Genomic DNA, 20,400 nt, shown 5'->3' on the forward strand with positions numbered 1-20,400 from the left:
AGCCACGTGCCAACCAGCGATATTTTTTTCATTTGTCTTGTTTCTTGTCTTTTTTCTTGTCTTTCTCGGCCAAATCGACGCGGGAGGCCTCGGTGAGAGGCCTCCCGCGCTGCGACGTCAAAGGGCGAACACGTAGAGCATCGAGCCCGGCTGCATCCGCTTCAGCTCAGGCGTGGCATCGATGAACCACTTGTCCCAGGCACCGCCGAGGCCGACCAGGATCGCGACATACTGCTTGCCGTCCACCGAGAACGTCATCGGAGGCGCATTGACGCCGCCGCCGGTGTTGAACTGCCAGAGCTGCTGCAGCGATTTCGCGTCATAGGCGATCACCTCGCCGGACGGCTGTCCGGAGAACACGAGGTCGGGCGTCGCCAGGATGCCGCCGAGATTCGGGAATTCGGTCTCCGCCTTCCCTGCCACCTTGCCGGTGGTGACGTCGATTGCGGTGACGCTGCCGGTGATCTTGACCGGCTGGCTCGGTCCGCCGCCCGTGAAGAACTCGCGCTTCTTCAACTTGTCCGGCGTCGTCTCCTCGACCGTAATCCGGTTGCAGCTCTCGATCACCGGGATGTACCAGAGCTTCAGGTTCGGATTATACGCGGTCGGCGGCCAGTTCTTGCCGCCCATGTTGCCGGGGCAGATGTCCGTCACCTTGTTGGTGCGGCTTGGCGTCACCGCAGCGTTGTAGCGCTGCACGCCCTGCTTCGGATCATACTCCACCGGCTTGCCGGATTCGGGGTCGAGACCCTTGGTCCAGGTCACCTTCTTGACGAACGGCAGACCCCAGATGAACTTGCCGCTGTTGCGGTCGATCGCATAGGCAAAGCCGTTGCGGTCGGCCTCGAGCGCGAGCTTCTGCGTCGTGTTGTTCGGACCGGGGACGTCGACCAGCACGTTCTCCGCCACGCTGTCATAATCGTAGGGATCGTTCGGCGTGTGCTGGTAGTGCCACTTGATCTTGCCGGTGTCGGCATCGAGACCAAGCGAGGAGTCGGTGTAGAGGTTGTCGCCGGGCCGATACTCGTTGTCCCAGTCCGGTCCGGGATTGCCGACGCCCCAGACGATGGTGTTGGTCGAGGGGTCGAAGCTGCCGGTGACCCAGGTCGATCCGCCGCCGCTCGCCTTGGCGTCCTTGTCGTCCTTCCAGGTCTCGTGACCCGCCTCGTCCTTGCCCGGGATCGTGTGGGTGCGCCACACTTCCTTCTGGCTCTTCAGGTCGGTCGCCGCGATCCAGCCGCGAATGCCGTATTCGGCGCCGGCCACGCCCGTGATCGCCATGTCCTTGACGATCAGCGGTGCGCCGGTGATCACCTCGCCCTTGTCGGGATCGGCGACCTGCCGCTGCCAGGCGACCTGCCCGGTCTCCTTGTTGGTCGCGATCAGGCGGCCGTCGAGCGTGTGCGAGACGACGAGGTTGCCCCACAATGCGACGCCGCGGTTGTCGACGCCGCAGCAGGCGACCGCGCCGGCCCAGTCATGGTCGGTCTTCGGATCCATCTTCCAGAGCAGCACGCCTTTGCCGCCATGGGCATCGATCTTGTAGACCGAACCCCAGCCGTCGGTGACGTACATGAAGCCGTTCTCGACGATCGGCGTCCCCTCCAGGCCGCCGTGCGACCAGATTCCGCCGCCCTCGACGCCGCCGAGATGCATGGTCCAGGCGACCTTGAGGTTCTTGACGTTGTCCTTGTTGATATCGGCCAGCGACGAGAAGCGCGTCGCCGAATAGTTCTTGTGGTGGTGCAGCCAGTTGCCTGCTTCCTTGTCAGCATTGAGCAGACGGTCCTGGCCGACATCGTCGGCGAGCGCGAAAGAGCCCGCGAAGGTCGCTGCGGATGCTACTGCCGCGGCGAGCATATGCGACTTTACCCAATTCAACCTTGTCATGAGTTCATTTCCTCCGGATCTAGCATTCTTCATTGATCGAACCGCCCGTCACACACGGGCGATCACGTGAGAAGCCTTGAGTCCCGGCGCATGGCTGTGCACCACCCGCCGTCTTCTTGAGTCACTTGTGTGAGGTCACTTCTGGACCTGTACCTCCGTCTCGATGGTGCCTGCTTTCTGAAAAACGAGCGCGCATTTGAAGGTCTCGCCCGGCGTGAGCGCCTGACGCATCTGCAGCAGCATGACGTGATAACCGTCACGCTTCAGCTCGAGCATCGCCTTTGCCGGCACTGGTATATTGGATATCGAGCGCATCGCCGGTGCGCCTTCGCCGCGATCCACAGTATGACGCTCGGAAAAATTCGCAACCGGGCAGCGGACACGAAGCAGCGCATCGGCGCTGTCGGCCTCGTTCTTGATCGTCATCGTCAACGGTAGGTCCCCGCCCGCTTTGTCGACCGCCGGCACGCGCGCGGCCACAATCTGCAAGGACTCGTTCGCGGCGGCGTTATGCATCACTCCGAACGTGCTGATCAGGCAGAATAATGGCAACGCGATCCATGATCGGCACGCAACGGCGCAATGCAACTCCCGCTCGAACGACATCAAGTTCTCTCCCAACATGATTTTTGCAGCATTGTTTCATGCTTCGTCGTGCGCTGCCAGCAATAGATCGCGAACGCTGCATCAACGCGATTTTGGGCACGCATAGCGGCCATGCTAACTTCCTGCGCATGAGTGCTCTCGATAAACTTCCGCCGGCACAGCGCGACGCAGCACATGCCGCACTGCGTCAGGTGATCAGCACCGCAGCGATCGAGGCCGTCACATCGGTCTCGGGCGGCGCAACGTCGGCGCAATTGTTCCGGATCGATGCAGGCGGCGAGAATTATTTGCTCCGAATCGAAGGAATGCCGAGCCCGCTGCGCAATCCGTTTCAGTATGTGTCGCTCAGGATCGCCGCCGAGGCCGGCATCGCGCCGCGACTCCATTATGTCGACGAGGCCTCGCGCGTCGCGGTGATGGATTTTGTGCAGCGGCAGCCGCTCGGCCGCTATCCCGGCGGCCTGCCGGCGCTGGCGAAGGCGCTCGGCGAATTGCTGGCGCGCCTGCAGGCGACGCCGACCTTTCCCGCTTTCGTGCGCTACCCCGACATCGTGGCCCGGCTCTGGGCCCATGTCGGCCGCACCGGCCTGTTCGCGCCCGGCGTGCTTGACCGTTGCAACGCGCATCTCGCGCGCATCCGCGCGGCCTATGCCTGGGATGAGGTCAACTCGGTGTCGAGCCACAACGACTCGCTCCCCGCCAACATCCTGTTCGACGGCAACAGGCTCTGGATGATCGACTGGGAATCCGCCTATCGCACCGATCCGCTGGTCGACCTCGCGATTGTCGGCGACAGCTTGGCGCGGACGCCGGAGCTGGAAAGCATTTTGCATCGTGCCTGGCTCGGCCGCCGGCTCGACGAGGCGCGGCGCGCACGGCTCGCACATGTCCGCGCGCTCACCCGGCTCTACTACGCCGGCGTGCTGCTCAGCGCATCGGCGACGGCGCCGCGCACCGTACCCGATACGAGCCTTGCGGCACCGACGCTTGCCGAGCTCGCAGAGGCCACACGCGCCGGCCGGCTCAAGGCCGGCACGCCGGCGGCCAAGCATGTGCTGGGCAAGATGTTCGTCGCCGCGTTCCTGACCGAAATCGCGACGCCCGGCTTCGATCTTTCGGTCTGACGTTCACCCCGGCGGATCGAACGTCGACGGAAAGAACTGCGGCGCAGCTCACTGCGGCACCGGGTGCAGCCTTGCGAGCTGGTCGAGCGACAATTCGGCCTCGCGATCGCTCAGGGGAAAACGCACGATCACGTCCTGACGCGCCAGCTGGCCCCACAGCGCATCCGACGACCATTTCTGCGGCTCGGGTCCGCGCGGACCGTCGACCCAGATGAAATACCATTCCGCCATGGACGCGACCAAAGCTCCTCGCCGGAACATTGGTCCTTCGCCGGCCAATCCGCAACGCCCGATTTCGTGCGCGGCGCGACAGGTGGGGCTATTCGTACGGCGTGCCGTCCTTGTGCAGGAAGCGGCCGTCGGAGCTCGGGCTCATCATGTCGATGTCGGAGCAGGTGATGACGTCGGCGCGCGAGCGCGATCCGACCTCGAGATAGGTCGCCGTCTTCTGCGACCTGTTGATCAGATGATGCCCGTTGCCGGAGTTCTTCGGAAACGCCGCGCAATCGCCGGCCCGCAGCACTCGCCGCCGTCTTCCACCAGTACCACTTCGCCTGCGAGCACATAGACGAACTCGTCCTCATCCGAATGCCAGTGGCGCTGGCTCGACCAGTTGCCGGGCGGCAGCCGCATCAGGTTGACACCGAAGTCGGCGAGCCCGCCGGCATCACCGAGACGCTGCCGCACCCGCTCGGCGCACGGCGCCGCGAACTCCGCCGGATAGCCGGTCCCCTTGCGCTCCGGCACGTTTGCAAGGTCGACCTTGGGCATGGCGTCTCTCCGGCGGTTGGCGGGCGAACGAGCGATCGGGCCGACTGCAATTGGTTTCATGGAAGGCGGCAGCAGGAAGTTCCGAGGTCAGCCGCCAAATCGCTTCACCAGTTTTGAACCTTTGGCCGTGCTTATCTGCTGACCGGTCAAATCGCTTCCCACGCTCAATCCCTTCGTCATCAAGTTGCTGCGCAGGGCGGCCTGCTTCTCATCGGCGTAATCTACGTCGACGTGGTCGAGACTCATCAAATGCCCAAGTTCATGGGCCCACGCGCGTCCGTTGGCAAAGTCATTGCCATACCATTGGACAAAGCTTGCCGGCTCGGGATCGCTATGAAGATACGAGCCGCCACCAGCCGAGAGATTGACTATCGGATTGACGAGATAGATGTGGACCGCATTGTCGGGAGCATGCCGGAAACTGAGAACATCCAGCACGCGCTGATCATTGTTGCGCGCGCTCTTCGCCATATCGAGCGGTTTATCTTCCACGTAATCATTGATCACGAACGCGATCTTGGCCTTCGCCCAGATCTTATTGACCACATCCAGTGCCTTCTTGGCGGCCTCGCCACTCCATTTTTGCGGCTCGGCGACACCTTTCTCGGCAAATGGCGTAATGTAGATTTTCAGTGGAATAGACATGTGCGTCTCCAGAGATTTCGACGACACCTGCGGTGGGCGTCCACACGTCGACGTCCGGATCCCGAGGACGCAGATTTCGATTCTTTCGGGACTCGCACGTCTCAGCTCGAACGGATCGGCGTTGCTTCCAGATAGACGCAGTTCGCGCTCCTATGGAAGAGGCTCGAGGCTGCGACAAACGGCCGAGACGAACGGGCTGAACCTTGTCGACGCCACCGAGACTAACAACGCGGCCGTCACACGCTGACGATCCGGCACGAGCATCGCTTGAGCATGCGAGTTCAATTCCGAGATCACTATCGAGAGATGGAACTTCAGCTTGGCGAAGCCCAGGCGGATGCCGGCACTGCCAGCCATTCCGGCGCTAACGATAAAAGACAGATATTTCAATATCTTACAGGTCAATTGACATTTGTTCGGCCGTGCACCACCGGCCCTACACGCTTCGGTGTATCCTTGAACAATCTCGCTGCCCCGGACGACAACATCAGGAATGGATTGGACTCAAGTTTGTTCTCTACGGAGGTATGCCGGCGCCCGTAACGCTTGACGCAGTGGAGTTTGCGCGCGGCCACCTTCGATAAAGCTGCCGTTGTTTCGAGCCGATTTTGGACGTTCGCCATGCGCTACACGCTCCTCCGAGTTCTTGTTGTTCTTGCTGCTTCGGTTCTCCTGGCGTCTCAGCCAGCCTGGGCAACGAAGCGAGTGGCTTTGGTGGTCGGCAATTCGAACTATCAAAATGCGCCATTACTTCCGAATCCTGCCAATGATGCCACCGCTATCGCCGCGACCTTGAAGGGCGCCGGGTTCGATTTGGTGGAGTCTCGGCTGAACCTGACCTCGAGCGACATGCGGCGGGCACTGAGGGATTTCGCCGATCAAGCTCGCGATGCAGACATCGCCATCGTCTACTATGCAGGTCACGGAATCGAGATCGACGGGACGAATTATCTGATCCCGACGGATGCCAGACTTGAACGCGACACCGATATCTATGACGAGGCCTTCTCGCTCGATCGTGTCCTGCTGGCCATCGAGCCCGCCAAGCAGCTCCGCGTCGTGATCGTTGATGCCTGCCGCAACAATCCTTTCGCCGACACCATGAAGCGAACCGTCGCTTCGCGCGCGATCAGCCGCGGGCTCGCCCGGGTAGAACCCGCCGTATCCAATACGCTGATCGCGTTTGCGGCGAAGGCCGGACTGACCGCGCTCGACGGCAACAGCACGAACAGTCCCTACGCGACAGCGCTGGTGAAATATATCGCAAAGCCTGGACTGGACCTGCGCAGGGCTTTCGGCTTCGTCCGCGATGATGTCTTGCAAGCGACCGGCAACCGACAGGAGCCTTACGTTTACGGCTCACTGGGCGGTGAGGACGTTGCCCTCGTGCCAAAGGCAGAAGAGCCGGCGCCGCCGCCGGCTAACGCCTCGTCGGAGATTCGTCGCGACTACGAATTGGCCCTGCAACTGGGTAACAAGGCCGCTATGAGCGCGTTTCTCGCCCAGCACCCCGACGGCTATTATTCAAATCTGGCCAAGCTTCAGCTCAACCAGATCGACGCGGAGGACGCACGCGTTACCGCCACCCGGAAAGCGCAGGAAGCGGAGCAGCAGAAGGCTCGGCTTGCGTCCGAAGGTGCCCAGCGAGCGGAGCAGGAAAAGGCGGCCGCAGAATTCAAGGCCGCGGAGGATGCCCGTATCGCGGCAGAAAGAACAAAGCAGGCGGCGCAGGACCAAGCTGCCGAGGCTGAACGGAAGCGGACCGCATCCCAAACCTCAACGGTCGCCATGCTTTCCACGAACGGACCTGTGGTCGACAGCGCCAAGCCGGATAATATTGCAACCGCTACCCCATCGCTGAATAGCGAGGGCGCGAAGGTTGCCGCCTTGAACACGGCGCCGCCGCAGGAGGATCTTGCCAAATCGGTGCAGAGCGAGTTGAACCGGGTTGGCTGTTTCACGGGCTCCATCGACGGTGATTGGAACGCGGCCTCGCGTCGCTCCCTGACCCTGTTCAACCGGCACGCCGGAACCAAATTTGACGTCAAGCTTGCAAGCCTCGATGCGCTCGATGCGATCAAGCTGAAGCCGGCCCGGGTTTGCCCGCTGATCTGCGAACATGGCTACAAGGCCGACGGCGACCAGTGCCGCAAGATCACCTGCGCCGAGGGCTCGTTCCTGAACGAGGATAACGAATGCGAGAAGCGGCGCGGTAAAAAGCCGGTGGCAAAGCGTTACATTGATGAGCGCCCGTCGCGCGCCGATCGTCCGGTCCGCGAGAGGCCCGAGCCGCAAGCCGACACTCCCCGACGACAGGCGACTGCGAGACCCTCGGGTGGCAGCGGCCAGATCGTGTGTGATGCTTATCTATGCCGCCCGGTCCGTCGCGGATGTCATCTCGATTACCGTGGCGGCGGAGGTCCCGGCGGCGGTACCGGCAATGTTGAGGTCTGCAACTAGGACGGCCACGGCGGCGCGCTCGAGATCGGGCCGCCGTCTCCTCCGCAATCGGTCATGCCCGGGGGCAACGGAGCCAAACCGCAGGGCCCTGCATGCAAGAAGCCGAACAGCAGCCTCCGCCACAAGGATATTCACCACATGATCGCGCGCGACGGCCTCCTCAACCGCCCGAGTAGCCGGAGCAACGCGATCGCTTACCTACTTGATGGAGTATGATTTGATGTCGAACGACCAATTGTTCGGCAACAGTCTTCCGCCGCCGCTGTCCGGTATCCGCAGCTGACTGGTCCAATCCGACAGATAGCTCAACGTGTCGGCCGGCCCCTGAAGCTTGCGCTGAATGTCCGGCAGATCGAGCAATTGCACGCGTCGCTCGCTCAGGATCGCAACGATCACGGCGGACCCGGCCGGCGGCGCGACGACATATTCAAATCCACGTTGCTGTGCCGCCGGGGTCGGAACGATGAATTGGACGCCAGGCTTGACAAGATTCATGTCGGGTCCGACCGACTGCGCCAATAGCTCGGCAGTCGGGAAGATCTGGGACATCCGCCCGTCCGCATCAACATCCACCAGCATCAGATAGCCCGGCTTCCTGGCGGTTACGCCGAATGACACCTTGCCGCCAATGTTGACGGTTGGACCCGGCAGGATTTCAAGCGCCACGCCGGCGGCATTTGCCGGGCCGCGCGGGGCCTGTACGCGCCAGAGCAACGGAGCATTCGTCGCACCTGCCGATGGAGCGGCCGATGGCGGCGGCGTCGCCCACGCGGCCCCGCCTCCTGCCAGCAGCAGCACGATCGCGAACCAGGATTGCTTGCGGGAAACCAGTTTCGCTGGCGACATGACCGGCTGTCACAGCTTCGTCAGGGAACGCTGAAAAAGCCGATTGACGCGATCCGCGCGTCCGCCGGCAGGTAGCGCTCCAGACTCTTGATCACCTGCCCCGAGGCACGGCGCCGGTTGAGCTGCATCAGGACCGTCTCCAGATCAACCATCCGCTGCTGCGAGGTTACCGCGACGATCTGCTCGGCGCCGAACGGCTCGCCTACCCGAAGAGGCAGCCGCAGATTTGCTGACCGAGCCATCGCGGCATCGGAACCCACCGGATACAGCATCTGGATGGTTCCATCACCGGACACGTTGAATAGCAGCACCGCCCGCGAACCGACGTCGGACAATTCGACCTCGACGGTCTGTCCGCTGCGCTGCTGTCGGTCATCCGGCCAAATACGCATCAGCTGCGGCGACTGCGTCGCCATGCGCTTCAGCTCCCGAATTGCCGCGGTTCGGTTGACCACTGTCGTCAAACCGCCAACGTCGACGCCATAGGCGACCACGTCGCCCCAGGCGATCACATCATGGGATACGGGGTCCCAGATCAGGTCGGGATTATCAGTCGGTTGAACGGCCTGCACGCTGGCGTCCTGCGGCTTGACGCTGGTGAAATAGCCCATCTTGCCGTCAAGCGCTGCCAAGCGGATCGGCGTGGTGAGGCGGAAGGGCGGCAGTGCGGCACTGGGCGCGGCCGGGGCGGTCGCAGCGGCACTGGTTGGACCGGTTTGCGACTTGGCCGTAACGGCCGGCGGCGCAGGGGTCTGCTTCTCGGCGGACGCGACGGTAGCGACCTGGCTGGAGGCAGCTCTCGCCGCCGTCCCCTGGATCAGCACCACGCCGCGGGTCAGTTCGAACGCGACCTCGGTTTCCGGCATCTGTGCCGGCGACGATACCGTCACGATATTCTGGCGCTGGTCGGACAGTTGATAGACCACCTGCCGAACATTGCTGAAAAGCTCTTTCAGGGTCACCTTGCCATCATGATTGATGTCCGCGTTGCCCTCCACGGCGCGCGCAACGGCATAACTCAGGGCGCCGCGCAGGCCATCGATCCCCGGAATCCGCACTTCCGGCGCCTTGGTGTGCCGATCGACCGCGGCGATGAACGCGGTGTGGTCGAGATCGAGTTCGGACTTCGGGTCGTCGCTGCTCGACACCGGCTTCAATTCATCGACCAGCAGCGTGTAGCGGGGCACCTGCCGAAAACTCATCTCAGCCGCCCGCGGATCGATATCGCGCACCATTCCGCCGCCATGGCAGGTATCCGCGACGAAAATCACCCTTGCGCCGCGCAATTCGAACTGCCGGATGAAATGGTTGAATTCGCTTCCCAGAATGCGCTCGACCGACCCGGCGGGCGTGGTCGCGAATTCGGGCAGCAAGAACACGTTCTCCATTCCGTCCGGTTCGGAGCCCTTGATCCGCTCCGGCTCCTGCGTGCCGTGGCCTGCGATCGACAGGAAGACGAGATCGTTGCTCTTGGTCCGCTCCACCAGTGAGCTGATCTCGCGCAGCACGCTTGCCCGGTCGGCCTGTGCGTTGGTCAGCTCGACCACGTCGCTGACGCCCATGGTCCTCAGGCTCGACACGATGTCATTGGCGTCGGCGACCGCGCCCTTCAATTTGCGTACATGCTGGTAGTCGTCGATCCCGATGACGAGCGCCCGGAGCGCCGCACCGTCGGGATTGCTTATCGACAGTTCACCCGCCGCATGCGCGCGCTGGAGTTGCAGGCCGATCAACGCGGCGAGCAGGATGGCGGCACACAGCCAACCGGTCCTTCGATCAAAGCCCCTGAGCGTTCGCATCGCGATCCACCTCGATATCAAGCAGGTCCGCCCTGGAACCGCACCGGCAAGGCAGAGCGGCAGGAATGCCGTCCGGACCTCCGGAAACCAGCGCGCAGGCGGTGATCCATGTTCATCTGTAGCCTTGGCAAGACCTCAGGTTCAGCGCCGTTTGTTCGCCGTCTTGCGGCCTGTCGGCGCCTCGGTCTCCTGATAGGCGTTCGCGGAAACGGTCGTCTGATCGTCTGCGAACGCCCGAAAGCGGACCGGAACGTAACCGCGCGCAAGCAGGCTCGCGAGCGGGTAGACGTTGCGGCAGACCCGACCGTTGCAGCCACCCGTCGAGGATTCCATGACCTCGGCCTTGCGATCCGGGGTGAACCGCAGGAACAACATCACGTGGGAACCCGGTTTGTTCAGGGCGTCACCAGGCTTGAGGTCCCAGGGATTGGTCACGGGCGCGGCGATCGCGGGAATGGCAGCGGTCGTGTAATGGACGGAAAGTCCCCACGTGGCACTGACGAACGCCGAACAGTCGACACCCGCCACATCCGGCCGTGGCTCGTTACGGGTGCAGACATTGCCCGCCAGGGTCCCGCCGTCGATCCGCTGCCGGAAATTCGCAAGCGAACCGTGGCAGCCCCAGCAATAGGGCACGCCGCGCACTTCCTGGTTTACCTTGCCCTGCAGATACCACGGCCGGCGAATACGACTGAAACCGGAGCATTGGCTGTCGGGATCGCTACCGTAGTTCGCCGGTGTCAGCTTCCACTGGATGCCCTCAAAGGCGAAGGCCGTCTCGATCGCCTGCTGGCGATTGGACGGCCGCACGGCGGCGGTCGCATTGAACTTGATATCCGGCCGCGCCGCCGCCGGCGCGGCCGCCGTGCGCGACGGCCTGACGTCAATGACGGATACCTTGCCCAGGGGGCGGAAGCCGACACCGACCACCTCGACGCCATCCGGCTTGGTACGCAGAAAATAGACGTCGCCGTCGCCCGAGACGGTGACGAACCGCCGGGTCACGGGCGTGTTCTCCAGCGGCAGCTCGTAGATACCCTCAAGGCGTCCGTTCGCGGCATAGCGTGCGACGAAGGTGGAGGCATTCTTGCCCGACGGAGGAATGTCCTCGGCCAGCACGTAGAAGCGGTCGCTGTTGTCGATCTCGAGAAACTCCACGGTGCCGAGCTGGTTGCGGACGCGCAGGCCGAGCTGACCGATGGTCTCATTGGAGACCATGGTCTGGATTTCGACCCGAACGCCGGCATTGCCCTTGTCGGGAATGATATCGGCGATCACCGATCCCTTGCTGCGCGAGGCGATATATTGCCGGTCGGGCTGTCGCGTCGTCCTCACGATGGCCGCGCGCGTATTCTGATCCAGCAAGTCGGTCGGGCTGCTCAGCGCCTGCGAGCCCATCTGTGCGAAGGCCGAAATGGCGACCTGGTCGTCGGTTCCGCGGGATGAGACTTCCTCCAGTTGGATCTCGTCGCCGCCCAGCCCGCGTGTGGACTGTCCTGGTGCCGCCTTCAGCATCCGCACGCCGCCGTCCCAAACCATGATGTCGTCGTTATGGACGACGAGGTCGGTGGGCTGGACGTCGCCAGGCATCTTCAGGATGTCGGGAGCAGTGTTCGGTTGCTTGGGGTCGAACTGCAGAATGCGGCCATTGATTTGATCGAGCACAAACAGATTTCCCTGTCCGTCAGCGCTGAGCGCTTGCGGGCCCGCGAGTTCGACGTCCTGGCTGGCCGCGACGATCCCCACCATGGATGCAGCCGAACCGCCGGCAAAGCTTCGCACGACCGCGTCGTCGGCCCTAGCCCCGGTGGCAGCTATGGCCGCGCCGACGATAGAGAGCCAGATCCAGCTAGATCGACGAAGCATATCCGCCTCAATGTAACCGAACCGAATGCGGCGTCAGTCCGACTAATCCAAGACTGCCTAATCCAAGACTGCGCGAGTGCAGCGTCAATTAGTGGCGAGCAACCCCGATCCCGTTCAACTCTTTCACTGGACGGTGATAGTCCGAACTCCTTCAGCTTGCAGTGCAAAATCATGGCCAGAAACAGATTTGAGCAAGTCAGTGAAATCCAGCCCGACGCGATTACTCTGGTTTTGAGACGCGACAATGCCGGCGCCTCCGGGTCAATCGTGTTGCCGGCCGCCGCAAGCGGAGGTCGCCTGAGCAGCGACCAGGTCAGCGCCCATATGCCGGCCCAGGATGCCTTTCGCGGCGCAATCCGTCTCGCCAATGACATGAAGCTCGCGATCGTGGTTTGCGACCCCGATGGCGTCTGGAAACCGGAATGGGGCGACCTTTACCAGGCGATCGATTGACCCACACGGGCAGACGCTGCGGCGCCGCATGGAGGCCGGCATGGCAAATGGAGCGTTAAGCGGGCTGTCGTTGAGGTCGCGAGCCTTGATGATCGTCCTGTTGGCCGCAACCGGCTGGCCTGCGCGGGCGAACGATTCGGCGGCCGAATTGTCCATCGGCGGGCTGCAATTCGTCCGCACCAAGGACGTGGCCATGGCGAGCGAGGAGCTTCATATCGGGCTGGACCGGGTCAGCGTTCGCTACCAATTCGTCAACCAGACGAGCAAGCCGGTTGCGCTCACTGTCGCCTTTCCGCTGCCGGACATCGATCTGTCCGAAGCCGAGAGCATTGCGCTTCCATCGAGCGATCCGGTCAACTTCGTCGCGTTCGAGACGAGGATCGACGGCAACCCGGTGCCGCTGGCCATCGACCAGCGCGCCATGGTCGGCAACAAGGATGTCACCGCCCTCCTCCGTCAGTTCAAGCTGCCTTTGCTGCCGCTCGGTGATCGGGAGATACGGGTGGCCGACCTGCCGGCGACAACCCGCACGAAGCTGATCGATGATGGCCTTCTGATGCCTGCCGGCATGAGCGACAACGGTCACCAGCAATACACGCCCGGCTGGATAACCAGGACGTCGGCTGTTCGCGAGCAAGTGTTCCCAGCGGCGCGTACCGTCACGGTCGAACATCAATATCGCCCGAGCGTCGGCTCCAGCCCCGACACGGTCCTGCGCTCCGGTCTGCGTCACAGCGCGGCGCTAGGCCCGGAAGTCGAGCGATACCGGAGAGATTATTGCGTTACGGATGCCTTCCTTGCCGAATTGGACAAGCGCACAGGTGACAGCCAGGCTAACACCGCAAAGCTGCAGGAGCGGCGTATTTCCTACGTGCTCAAGACGGGTGCGAACTGGGCGGGTCCAATCCGGTCCTTCACGTTGACGATCGATCCGGGCGGCGACGACCGTCTGGTCAGTTTTTGTCCAGGGCGGCTCAAGCCGTCATCTGCCGACAACGCGCGGCAGTTCACGGCGAGCGACTTCAAGCCGGATGCCGACCTGAAGATCCTGATGATCGGCAAGTTCTGAACGGCAGCTCAATTGGTGAGCATCACGTAGCGTCCAGCCGCGGTGATGGTCACATTGCCGCGTTGAGCTTCGCTGGTTGCCTGCAGGAAGAATGTGTCGGCAGCCATCGGTCGCGGCTGGCGCAATGAATCCAGAACCCGCGGGGCTGCGACGGCCAACAGGAGTTGCGGACCGGTCGTACGCTCCATCGGCAGGGCAAAGGAAAGCGAATCGACGCCCGGCTTCAGGAGGTAGGACAAACTCCGCACCTCGCCGCGATCCGAGACCATGAGCAGTTCCACCACCCGGTTGGCAAAATTCTCGACGGTCCCATTGAGGGTCTCGCCGGCCTTCAGCTCCGTCGCCGACAGGTTGATGCGCGGCGCCCGCGCTTGATCGCTTCCGACCTGACTGAGGAATTTGACGGCCGGACATTGTGCCTGATTCACCTGCCTGACGCCGACCGAAGCCTCAAATCCCTGCTCCTTTCGAAACGCCTTGTCGAAGGTATCGAACGGGGCGGTCGAAGCGCCGAAGCCTTCAATGACGGCTGCGCTTGAGCTCACGGCAACAGGCAGGATGAAGAAGCAGTCGCCGCCCGCATACTGGGCAACATATTTGCGGATGCGCTCGGCTCGACCCGGCCCGTCGGGGGACGGAGACGGCGTCAACGTCGGCTGAGACGGCAGCTTCACCGGCTCCTGACGTGCCGGCGGTGGCGGAGCAGGCTCGCTCGTCGGCGCGGATGTCCCGGCGAGTTTCGGAGGTGGCGGCAAGGCCGCCAAGCCCGATGTCTTCCAGACAAATTTATAGAAGGTGTACCCACCGCCGCCCAGCAGAAGCAGCAGCCCCGCGACGCAAGCGCTGAGCCAGATGCGGCGAGAGTTCCGCGTGGTTGATGGCACCCGCTCCTGCGGCGCAGATGAACCAGCCTGCGACTTCGCCAATGGATCGAAGCCATAGAGCGGTGCGGCGGACGGCTGCGCCGAACCCGCCGGCGTCCAGGTGGCGACCTCCGCCATGGTCGGGCGCAACGCCGGGTCCGGCTGCAGCATCCTCTCGAGAAGCGGCCTGATGCGCATATCCACCGCGCCGAGATCGGGCACGCGCCGACGCTTCTCCACCAGTTGAAACTGGCTCCCGCCCATATCGAGCTTCTGTCCGGTCAGGGCATGGAACAGCACGAGACCAAAGCTGTAGACGTCGGATTTCGCGGTGACATCATTGCCGTACAAGCCGACCTGTTCCGGCGACGCGTAATTGTCCTTGCCGGCGAAGCCGGAACCGATGATGGTCTTGTCACCCACCTGCGTCGACCGGGCGATCCCGAAGTCGATGATCTTCGCCCGCCTTACATCGTCGAGCGGCACGATGATGTTGTCGGGGGAGACATCGCGATGGATAATGCCGTGCTCGTGAGCGGCCTGAAGGCCCGATGCGACCCGCCGCATCAACTTGATCAGCGCTTCGAAGGTCAGCGGCCCATCGTCGAGCATGTTCGACAGCGAGCGTCCGTTCACAAACTCCATCGCCAGATACGGGCGCTGCAGTGCGGGTTCGACCGTGAACAGGAAGTAGCGAACGATTGCTTCGTGCGGAAGATTGTGAAGTGCCGCGGCCTCCCGCCGGAACAGCGCAAGCGCCGCCTCGTTGTCGACCATGTCGGGCAGCAGCATCTTGACCGCGACGGGCGATCCGGTCTGGATCTCGCGGCATCGGTAGACCTCCCCCATGCCGCCTGCCCCGATCATCGCCTCGATCTCGTAAATGCCGTTGAGCCGCGTGCCGGCCGGCACACCGCGGTAGGATGACCGAAACGGATCGTTCGCGGTCATGGTCGCGGCTCCCGATCAAGCGGCGTCCTCGTAGGCTCTGAGGATCGCGGCGCGAGCAATCGCACGATCACGATCGTGACGTTGTCGAGCCCGCCGCGATCAAGTGCGAGCGCGAGCATGTCGTCGCAGGCGGCCTGGGCAAGGCGGGTGGCCGCGTGCTGCTCGATCTCGTCGTCCCGCACGTGCCGGGTCAAGCCGTCACTGCAAATCACGAAGATGTCTTCCGGTTCGGCCCTACCGGTCACCACCTCGAGCTCAGGGTCGGCGACGACACCGACAGCCCGGGTGATGGCATTGCTCGGCCAGTCCTGGACCTCTTCGCGCGATAGCGCGCCATCGGCGATCAGTTCCTCCAGCTCGCTATGATCGTGCGACACCTGCGTGATGCCGTGGCGGTTGATCAGGTACACCCGGCTGTCACCCGCCCAGATACAGGCATAATGGCCGTCGCGCACGAGCAGGACTGCCGTTGTGGTCCCGACAATAGCTCCCTGCCTTTCATGGCTGAGTGCCAGGATCTGCTGGTTGGCGCTGAACAGACGCGCCTCGCATTGCGCCAGCAGGTCCGCCGCGGAGTCCGGCGCGCCGATGGAATCAAGCGACTCCACCACGATGCGGCTGGCAAGATCGCCCGCCTCGTGACCACCCATACCGTCAGCGACGGCCCACAAGCCGACGTCGGTCCTTACCAGGCATGCATCCTCGTTCCGCGCCCGCACCCGTCCGGCGTGAGTGACGCTACCGACATCGAACAAGGAAGGGACGTGTGCCATCGCGCGTCATCCCGTCCCGGATACTTCGCGGCCAACGTCGCCGGTCAGCAATGTGGAATAGCGAAACGGATCCGGCAATCCGCGGCAACAGAGTGCGACCGGCGAAAACCCTTCGCCCCCGGCGGTCCACCAGAAACTAGCCGCGGCATAGACTTGAGGGTTGGCGCCGCAGAGCGTGCCGAACGACTCGGCAAACCCGTCGACCGTCGAAACCATTCCCAGCGTCGCATCGCTCAGCGACACGACCGGCGGTCGATCGGTCCCCGGCGTCCGCAGACGCGGAAGCGCGAGACGATCCAGTGCATCGGAGATCTGCTCGAACGTCGCAGCCCGGTCCAGGGTCGAGAGCAGGAACGTCTCCACTTGCACAAACCATTCGTCCTGCGGATCGATGTGTGGCGGCGACAGCGCGGCGTCGCCATCCGGCACCGCATGCAGCGTCAACGGATAGTATCGCCCCACGCCGTCAAGCGAGGGCATGATCGCTCCTGCGACGGTGGTGCCGCAGATCGCGGCGCCAAGCCAGAATCGCCAAATCGGCGCGGTCAGGAATGCTTCCTGCCAGCCGGCGCCGAGTTGAAGGCGGCTCGCAGAGATGGCTGCCTGCACCCACGGCTCCCAGACTTCGAGGAAGCTGCGCGGCGTCGCGATCGCGATGAAATCACGCTTCGCGCCGATCTTGCCGAATAAGCCGCATCGCATGGTCATATTCCGGTCGGGCAACGAAACTCGCGGAGCACTGACAGGTTTAACGGATTGCGCAGCGATCCGGTCGAAATCTGATAGTTGAGCTCGCGTCCGGCAACAATGAACGTTGCGCTGGCGGATTCCGCCTTGGCGACCAGCGAACCAGCCTCCAGCATTCGGAACAATGACCAGGGACCGATGCGCTCGAGTACGGATGGCGAGCCGGTCTCGTTGCTGACCGAAATTGCCGTCCGCGGCGATGGGCCGGGCCAGAGCACCGTCGTCGGTGAATTGCTCTGCGGCGGCGGCGGCGGAGCGGGTTGCGGCGCGCCAAACATGGAGGGGGTTGCGGCTGGTCCTGGTGTGGTTGGGCTCGTGATCGTCGTGCCGCCGATCTCGGTCTTGACTGTGATGCCGGGTCCGGCCGCGGCCGGCGGCCGGATCGCAAAGGACACCGCCGGCACACCGCCGCCAGTCTGGAAAAAGGCATCGCGGATATAGGCTGCGTTCTGGAACTGCTTTAGCGTATCGGGCGAGAACGATCGGCCGACGGGGCTCTCCTTCCGCCAGACCCATTCGGATCGCGACGTATCCGCATAAGGCGCCAGGAACTGAGTGAAGAACTTGTCCATGACACCGTTCGGGCTGAACAGTTTGGCAAAGTCCGCGAGCGGGACTTCCTGACCGCTGCTCCGTACGAACGGGTAGCGGTTGGTCACCGTCTGCTGACAGACCGGCGTGACCTGATCGCGCAACGACTGCAGGATCTGACCGGCCGTGGAGGCGGCGATGCTGCCTTCGAACTCCCCAGCCGCCGCCCGCAGCATATCGGAAAATGGTGGCGGCATACGCGAGGCATTGTTGCGCAGCGCCGCAACCTGGGTCTGAAGCCCCGCCGTTGCTTGCGCCGTCAGCTGCGGATTCTCGACCATCAGCGTCAGATTCTGCGCGATGTCGTTCAGGTTTGCGATCGTCGAGTCGATCGGCCGGCGGGTGCTCTCCCCTTCAAGCACTGCATGGTAGGGTTTGAACTGCGACTCGATCGCCGCACCGGGCGTACCATCCTGGGCGTTGTTGAACAGCGCCGGCGCGGTCACCGCGGGCGGCGCGGCCGGCGTGCCGCCGCTCGCCGGCTTCGGGCGTTCCTTGGTCAGCATCGTCTCATCGCGCACCGACTCCAGGATTTGCCGCATCGGCGAAGTCGGCGCCGAAAGCGCCCTCAACACCTCGTATTTCGGCTTGTCGGCGAGCAATTTCTTCAGACGCAGACTGCCGAGCGCGGTCCGCCACGTCGTCACGAACTCATTGGAGTAGATGCTGAGCAGATCGCCGGCCAGATTGTCATACTGCTGGTCTATTGCCGATTGCTGGCCGGCGTCACCCAACACCCACCGCTCCCGCTTCATGCGCTGCGACAATCCGGGCAGTCGAGCGATGAACTTCTGATTGAAGCCGTTGTAGGTGAAGAACTCGGGCACCCGCACATTGTCCAGGGGCTGCCCAGTCGTGGTTTCGAAGACAACTGCCACGTCCGGACCGCCTCGGCGGCTGGCGATCCAGTCGCCGGCGGTCGATCCTCGAGCCTCCGACTTCAGGAACTCGTAGGCGCGTTGCGAGACGCTGAGGCGCGCCAATGAATTCTGGGCCTGCTTGATCAGCCGTCCGTCAAGCTCGACCAGCGGCGGCTGCTCGGTTTCGAGGTCGAACATGGCGACGAGATTTTCGTCGAGCAGACGCCGCCCTTCCGCATTGGTCGCGCCAGGATAGAGGTTGTCCGCCCAGTCGCGCTGCATCCAGGAACGGATGAGCTCGCGGTCAGGGGATTGCAGGCCGCCGAGCATCAGGTAGACCTTCAGCGCCTCATAGACGAAGGCAGGCTCGTTGATGCGCGCATTGAGCTGCTCTTCCAACCGGTACAGCAAGCGAGGCCGGAACATGCGCTCAAGCGCGGTGTGATAGGCCGCCTTCGCGGGCGATAACAGGCGCGCGTGCTGACTGAGCCCGTAGCGCGCCGACAGTGCTACCGGCTCATTCCGTGAGGCATAGCCGGCCGGGGCGTTCCGCAGCCGATAGAGCAGCGGCAGCACCTTGTCGAGATCGTGATCGGCGATCAGCGCTTGCTTGATGAGCGGCGCCCCGGCGGCCGCATACTCGTTGTCCGCCTGCAAGCTCTGCTCGATCAGGTCGGAGTTGCGCTTGTAGCTGGTCAGCCACGCACCGACCAGTCCGATCGCCACCAAACCTATCAGCGACAGCGCCGCGGTCTTGAGGATCAAGGCGCGGCGCACCGCAGCGCGGTCGGTCGAGACCCAGTCGGCCTCGCCGATGATGACCTTCGAAATCAAATCGGCAAGGAAAAAGCTCTTGCCGGTTCCGGAGTACGATCCGGCACCGACTTCCTCCGCGCCGAACGTACGCGCCAACGATCCGATCAATTGATCGATCGGCGTACCCTGCTGAGTGCCCGACGTGAAATAGAATCCACGCAGATTGGCGTTCACGTGATACCGTGTCGGCTCAAAAATCTGGTTGAGGAAATCGTGGATCTGCGGCTTGAGCCGCGCCATCTGCGCCGGGAAGCCAAACAACTGCACCCGGTGCTGCGGCGTCGGCTCGTCCTGCAGACGATCGAGCGTTTCCTCGCTCAGACGCTCCAGCAGGCGATCGAACTCGACCGGGACCTGCCCCACCAGATTCTGGGTCTTGTCGGCGGTCTGGAACGTGGCCCCCCAGACCTGGCGCCGGCCGGCCTCGCCGAGATAGGCGAAATATTCGGTGAAACCGGCAACGAGATCGGCCTTGGTGAACAGCGCGTAGACCGGGAAGCTCACTTTCAGCCTTTGATGCAGTTCGAGGAGCCGCATCCTGATGGCATCGGCATGAAGCGCGAGTTCCTGCTTCGGCAGCGTCAGCACGTCCTCCAGACTGATCGCGACGAGAACGCCGTTGATCGGCTGGCGCGACCGATTTTTTTTCAGGATGTCCAGGAACGACAGCCAGCTTTCCTTGTCGGCTTTGCTGTTCGAATCCTGGGTCGTGTAGCGACCGGCGGTATCGATCAGCACCGCTTCCTCGGTAAACCACCAATCGCAGTAGCGAGTCCCGCCGACGCCGGCGATCGCCGCCGGCGTCGCCCCGCGCGCGAGCGGAAACTTGAGTCCCGAATTGACCAGCGCGGTGGTCTTTCCCGCACCGGGCGGGCCGATAATGACGTACCAGGGTAGATCGTAGAGATATCCGGACTTGTTGCCGCTCGCGGTCTTGAGCGTTGCGAGCGCATCCTTCATGCGCTCCTTGAGCACCGGCTCGTCGCTGACAGCCTGGTCCGCAGCGCTGACGCCGTCGGCGATCTCTTTGGCATTCTTGCGTCGCTTGAAGAAATGAAGGCCGGTGATGCCTGCCGCCGCCGCGCCGAGCAGCAGGATCGCGATCTGGCGAACGATGTGATTTTCCAACGGGTGCCAGTCGCCGAAAGCAACGAAGGGACCGGCAAGGTAGATCACTGCTCCAAGCGAGCTGAGCCCGACTCCATAGAGAACGATGCGTAGAATGTCCTTGGCGAGCATATTGATCGGTACCTGTCGCTTATCGCGTGAG

16 protein-coding genes and 1 pseudogene are annotated in these 20,400 nt (G+C 63.1%); 4 read left to right on the forward strand and 13 right to left on the reverse strand.

Translation table 11 applies throughout. The features are described from left to right. Positions 1-117: 117 nt before the first annotated feature. Entirely contained in the window at positions 118-1,890 is a 1,773-nt protein-coding gene (locus ACVI1L_RS38425) for a PQQ-dependent dehydrogenase, methanol/ethanol family (RefSeq protein WP_129965109.1), read from the reverse strand. A gap of 135 nt (positions 1,891-2,025) precedes the next feature. Then, positions 2,026-2,496 carry a copper chaperone PCu(A)C gene (locus ACVI1L_RS38430; RefSeq protein WP_456785199.1) on the reverse strand — a complete coding sequence of 157 codons (471 nt, stop codon included), beginning with the start codon at positions 2,494-2,496 and terminating at the stop codon, positions 2,026-2,028. A gap of 128 nt (positions 2,497-2,624) precedes the next feature. Here ACVI1L_RS38430 and ACVI1L_RS38435 point away from each other — a divergent pair, with 128 nt between their 5' ends. Continuing rightward, on the forward strand, positions 2,625-3,620 hold the full coding sequence (locus tag ACVI1L_RS38435) for a phosphotransferase (RefSeq protein ID WP_456785200.1): 996 nt from the start codon (positions 2,625-2,627) through the stop codon (positions 3,618-3,620). Between the two features lie 48 nt (positions 3,621-3,668). On the opposite strand, the gene ACVI1L_RS38440 is transcribed toward ACVI1L_RS38435, so the two are convergent. The 4 genes and pseudogenes from ACVI1L_RS38440 to ACVI1L_RS38455 all read right to left on the reverse strand — a co-directional run bounded on the left by ACVI1L_RS38440 (position 3,669) and on the right by ACVI1L_RS38455 (position 5,393). Then, the gene (locus tag ACVI1L_RS38440) at positions 3,669-3,851 is read right to left on the reverse strand and encodes a hypothetical protein (protein WP_168857061.1); all 183 of its coding nucleotides are present in this window, start codon (positions 3,849-3,851) and stop codon (positions 3,669-3,671) included. Positions 3,852-3,939: 88 nt separating this feature from the next. Then, a pseudogene (locus tag ACVI1L_RS38445) lies at positions 3,940-4,391 on the reverse strand (cupin domain-containing protein). An 87-nt stretch (positions 4,392-4,478) separates the two neighbouring features. Further along, entirely contained in the window at positions 4,479-5,036 is a 558-nt protein-coding gene (locus ACVI1L_RS38450; protein WP_057019579.1) for a zinc metalloprotease, read from the reverse strand. A 150-nt stretch (positions 5,037-5,186) separates the two neighbouring features. After that, positions 5,187-5,393 (reverse strand): hypothetical protein, encoded by a 207-nt coding sequence (locus ACVI1L_RS38455; protein WP_210183460.1) that lies wholly within the window; start codon positions 5,391-5,393, stop codon positions 5,187-5,189. Between the two features lie 264 nt (positions 5,394-5,657). Between ACVI1L_RS38455 and ACVI1L_RS38460 the strand changes: the two genes are divergently transcribed. Next, positions 5,658-7,496, forward strand: a complete 1,839-nt coding sequence (locus ACVI1L_RS38460) for a caspase family protein (protein ID WP_456785201.1) — start codon at positions 5,658-5,660, stop codon at positions 7,494-7,496. A gap of 198 nt (positions 7,497-7,694) precedes the next feature. Here the strand turns inward: ACVI1L_RS38460 and ACVI1L_RS38465 are convergent, their stop codons facing one another. The 3 genes from ACVI1L_RS38465 to ACVI1L_RS38475 all read right to left on the reverse strand — a co-directional run bounded on the left by ACVI1L_RS38465 (position 7,695) and on the right by ACVI1L_RS38475 (position 12,007). After that, positions 7,695-8,294 (reverse strand): DUF4384 domain-containing protein, encoded by a 600-nt coding sequence (locus ACVI1L_RS38465; RefSeq protein WP_229189324.1) that lies wholly within the window; start codon positions 8,292-8,294, stop codon positions 7,695-7,697. Between the two features lie 68 nt (positions 8,295-8,362). Then, positions 8,363-10,141 carry a caspase family protein gene (locus ACVI1L_RS38470; RefSeq protein ID WP_456785202.1) on the reverse strand — a complete coding sequence of 593 codons (1,779 nt, stop codon included), beginning with the start codon at positions 10,139-10,141 and terminating at the stop codon, positions 8,363-8,365. Positions 10,142-10,282: 141 nt separating this feature from the next. Next, complete coding sequence (locus ACVI1L_RS38475; RefSeq protein WP_253589954.1) at positions 10,283-12,007, reverse strand: NHL repeat-containing protein; 1,725 nt, start codon at positions 12,005-12,007, stop codon at positions 10,283-10,285. Positions 12,008-12,163: 156 nt separating this feature from the next. Here ACVI1L_RS38475 and ACVI1L_RS38480 point away from each other — a divergent pair, with 156 nt between their 5' ends. Together ACVI1L_RS38480 and ACVI1L_RS38485 are read left to right on the forward strand one after the other, a co-directional pair. Next, positions 12,164-12,460: a hypothetical protein gene (locus tag ACVI1L_RS38480; RefSeq protein ID WP_253608182.1), complete on the forward strand. Its 297-nt coding sequence runs from the start codon at positions 12,164-12,166 to the stop codon at positions 12,458-12,460. Positions 12,461-12,548: 88 nt separating this feature from the next. After that, positions 12,549-13,529, forward strand: coding sequence for a DUF4424 domain-containing protein (locus ACVI1L_RS38485; protein WP_456785203.1), 981 nt, complete (start codon positions 12,549-12,551; stop codon positions 13,527-13,529). Between the two features lie 8 nt (positions 13,530-13,537). Here ACVI1L_RS38485 and ACVI1L_RS38490 read toward each other — a convergent pair whose 3' ends face one another. From ACVI1L_RS38490 to tssM, 4 genes are read right to left on the reverse strand one after another with little or no spacing between them, the layout of a single operon-like run. Continuing rightward, positions 13,538-15,343 carry a serine/threonine-protein kinase gene (locus ACVI1L_RS38490; RefSeq protein ID WP_456785204.1) on the reverse strand — a complete coding sequence of 602 codons (1,806 nt, stop codon included), beginning with the start codon at positions 15,341-15,343 and terminating at the stop codon, positions 13,538-13,540. Beyond that, positions 15,340-16,116 (reverse strand): PP2C family protein-serine/threonine phosphatase, encoded by a 777-nt coding sequence (locus ACVI1L_RS38495; protein WP_057019587.1) that lies wholly within the window; start codon positions 16,114-16,116, stop codon positions 15,340-15,342. The genes ACVI1L_RS38490 and ACVI1L_RS38495 overlap by 4 nt, the downstream gene beginning before the upstream one ends. Positions 16,117-16,122: 6 nt before the next feature. Next, on the reverse strand, positions 16,123-16,824 hold the full coding sequence (tagF, locus tag ACVI1L_RS38500) for a type VI secretion system-associated protein TagF (protein ID WP_456785205.1): 702 nt from the start codon (positions 16,822-16,824) through the stop codon (positions 16,123-16,125). After that, positions 16,821-20,369: a type VI secretion system membrane subunit TssM gene (tssM, locus tag ACVI1L_RS38505; RefSeq protein WP_456785206.1), complete on the reverse strand. Its 3,549-nt coding sequence runs from the start codon at positions 20,367-20,369 to the stop codon at positions 16,821-16,823. The genes tagF and tssM overlap by 4 nt, the downstream gene beginning before the upstream one ends. Positions 20,370-20,400: the final 31 nt, after the last annotated feature.

It is taken from the genome of Bradyrhizobium sp. USDA 4516, assembly GCF_054055915.1.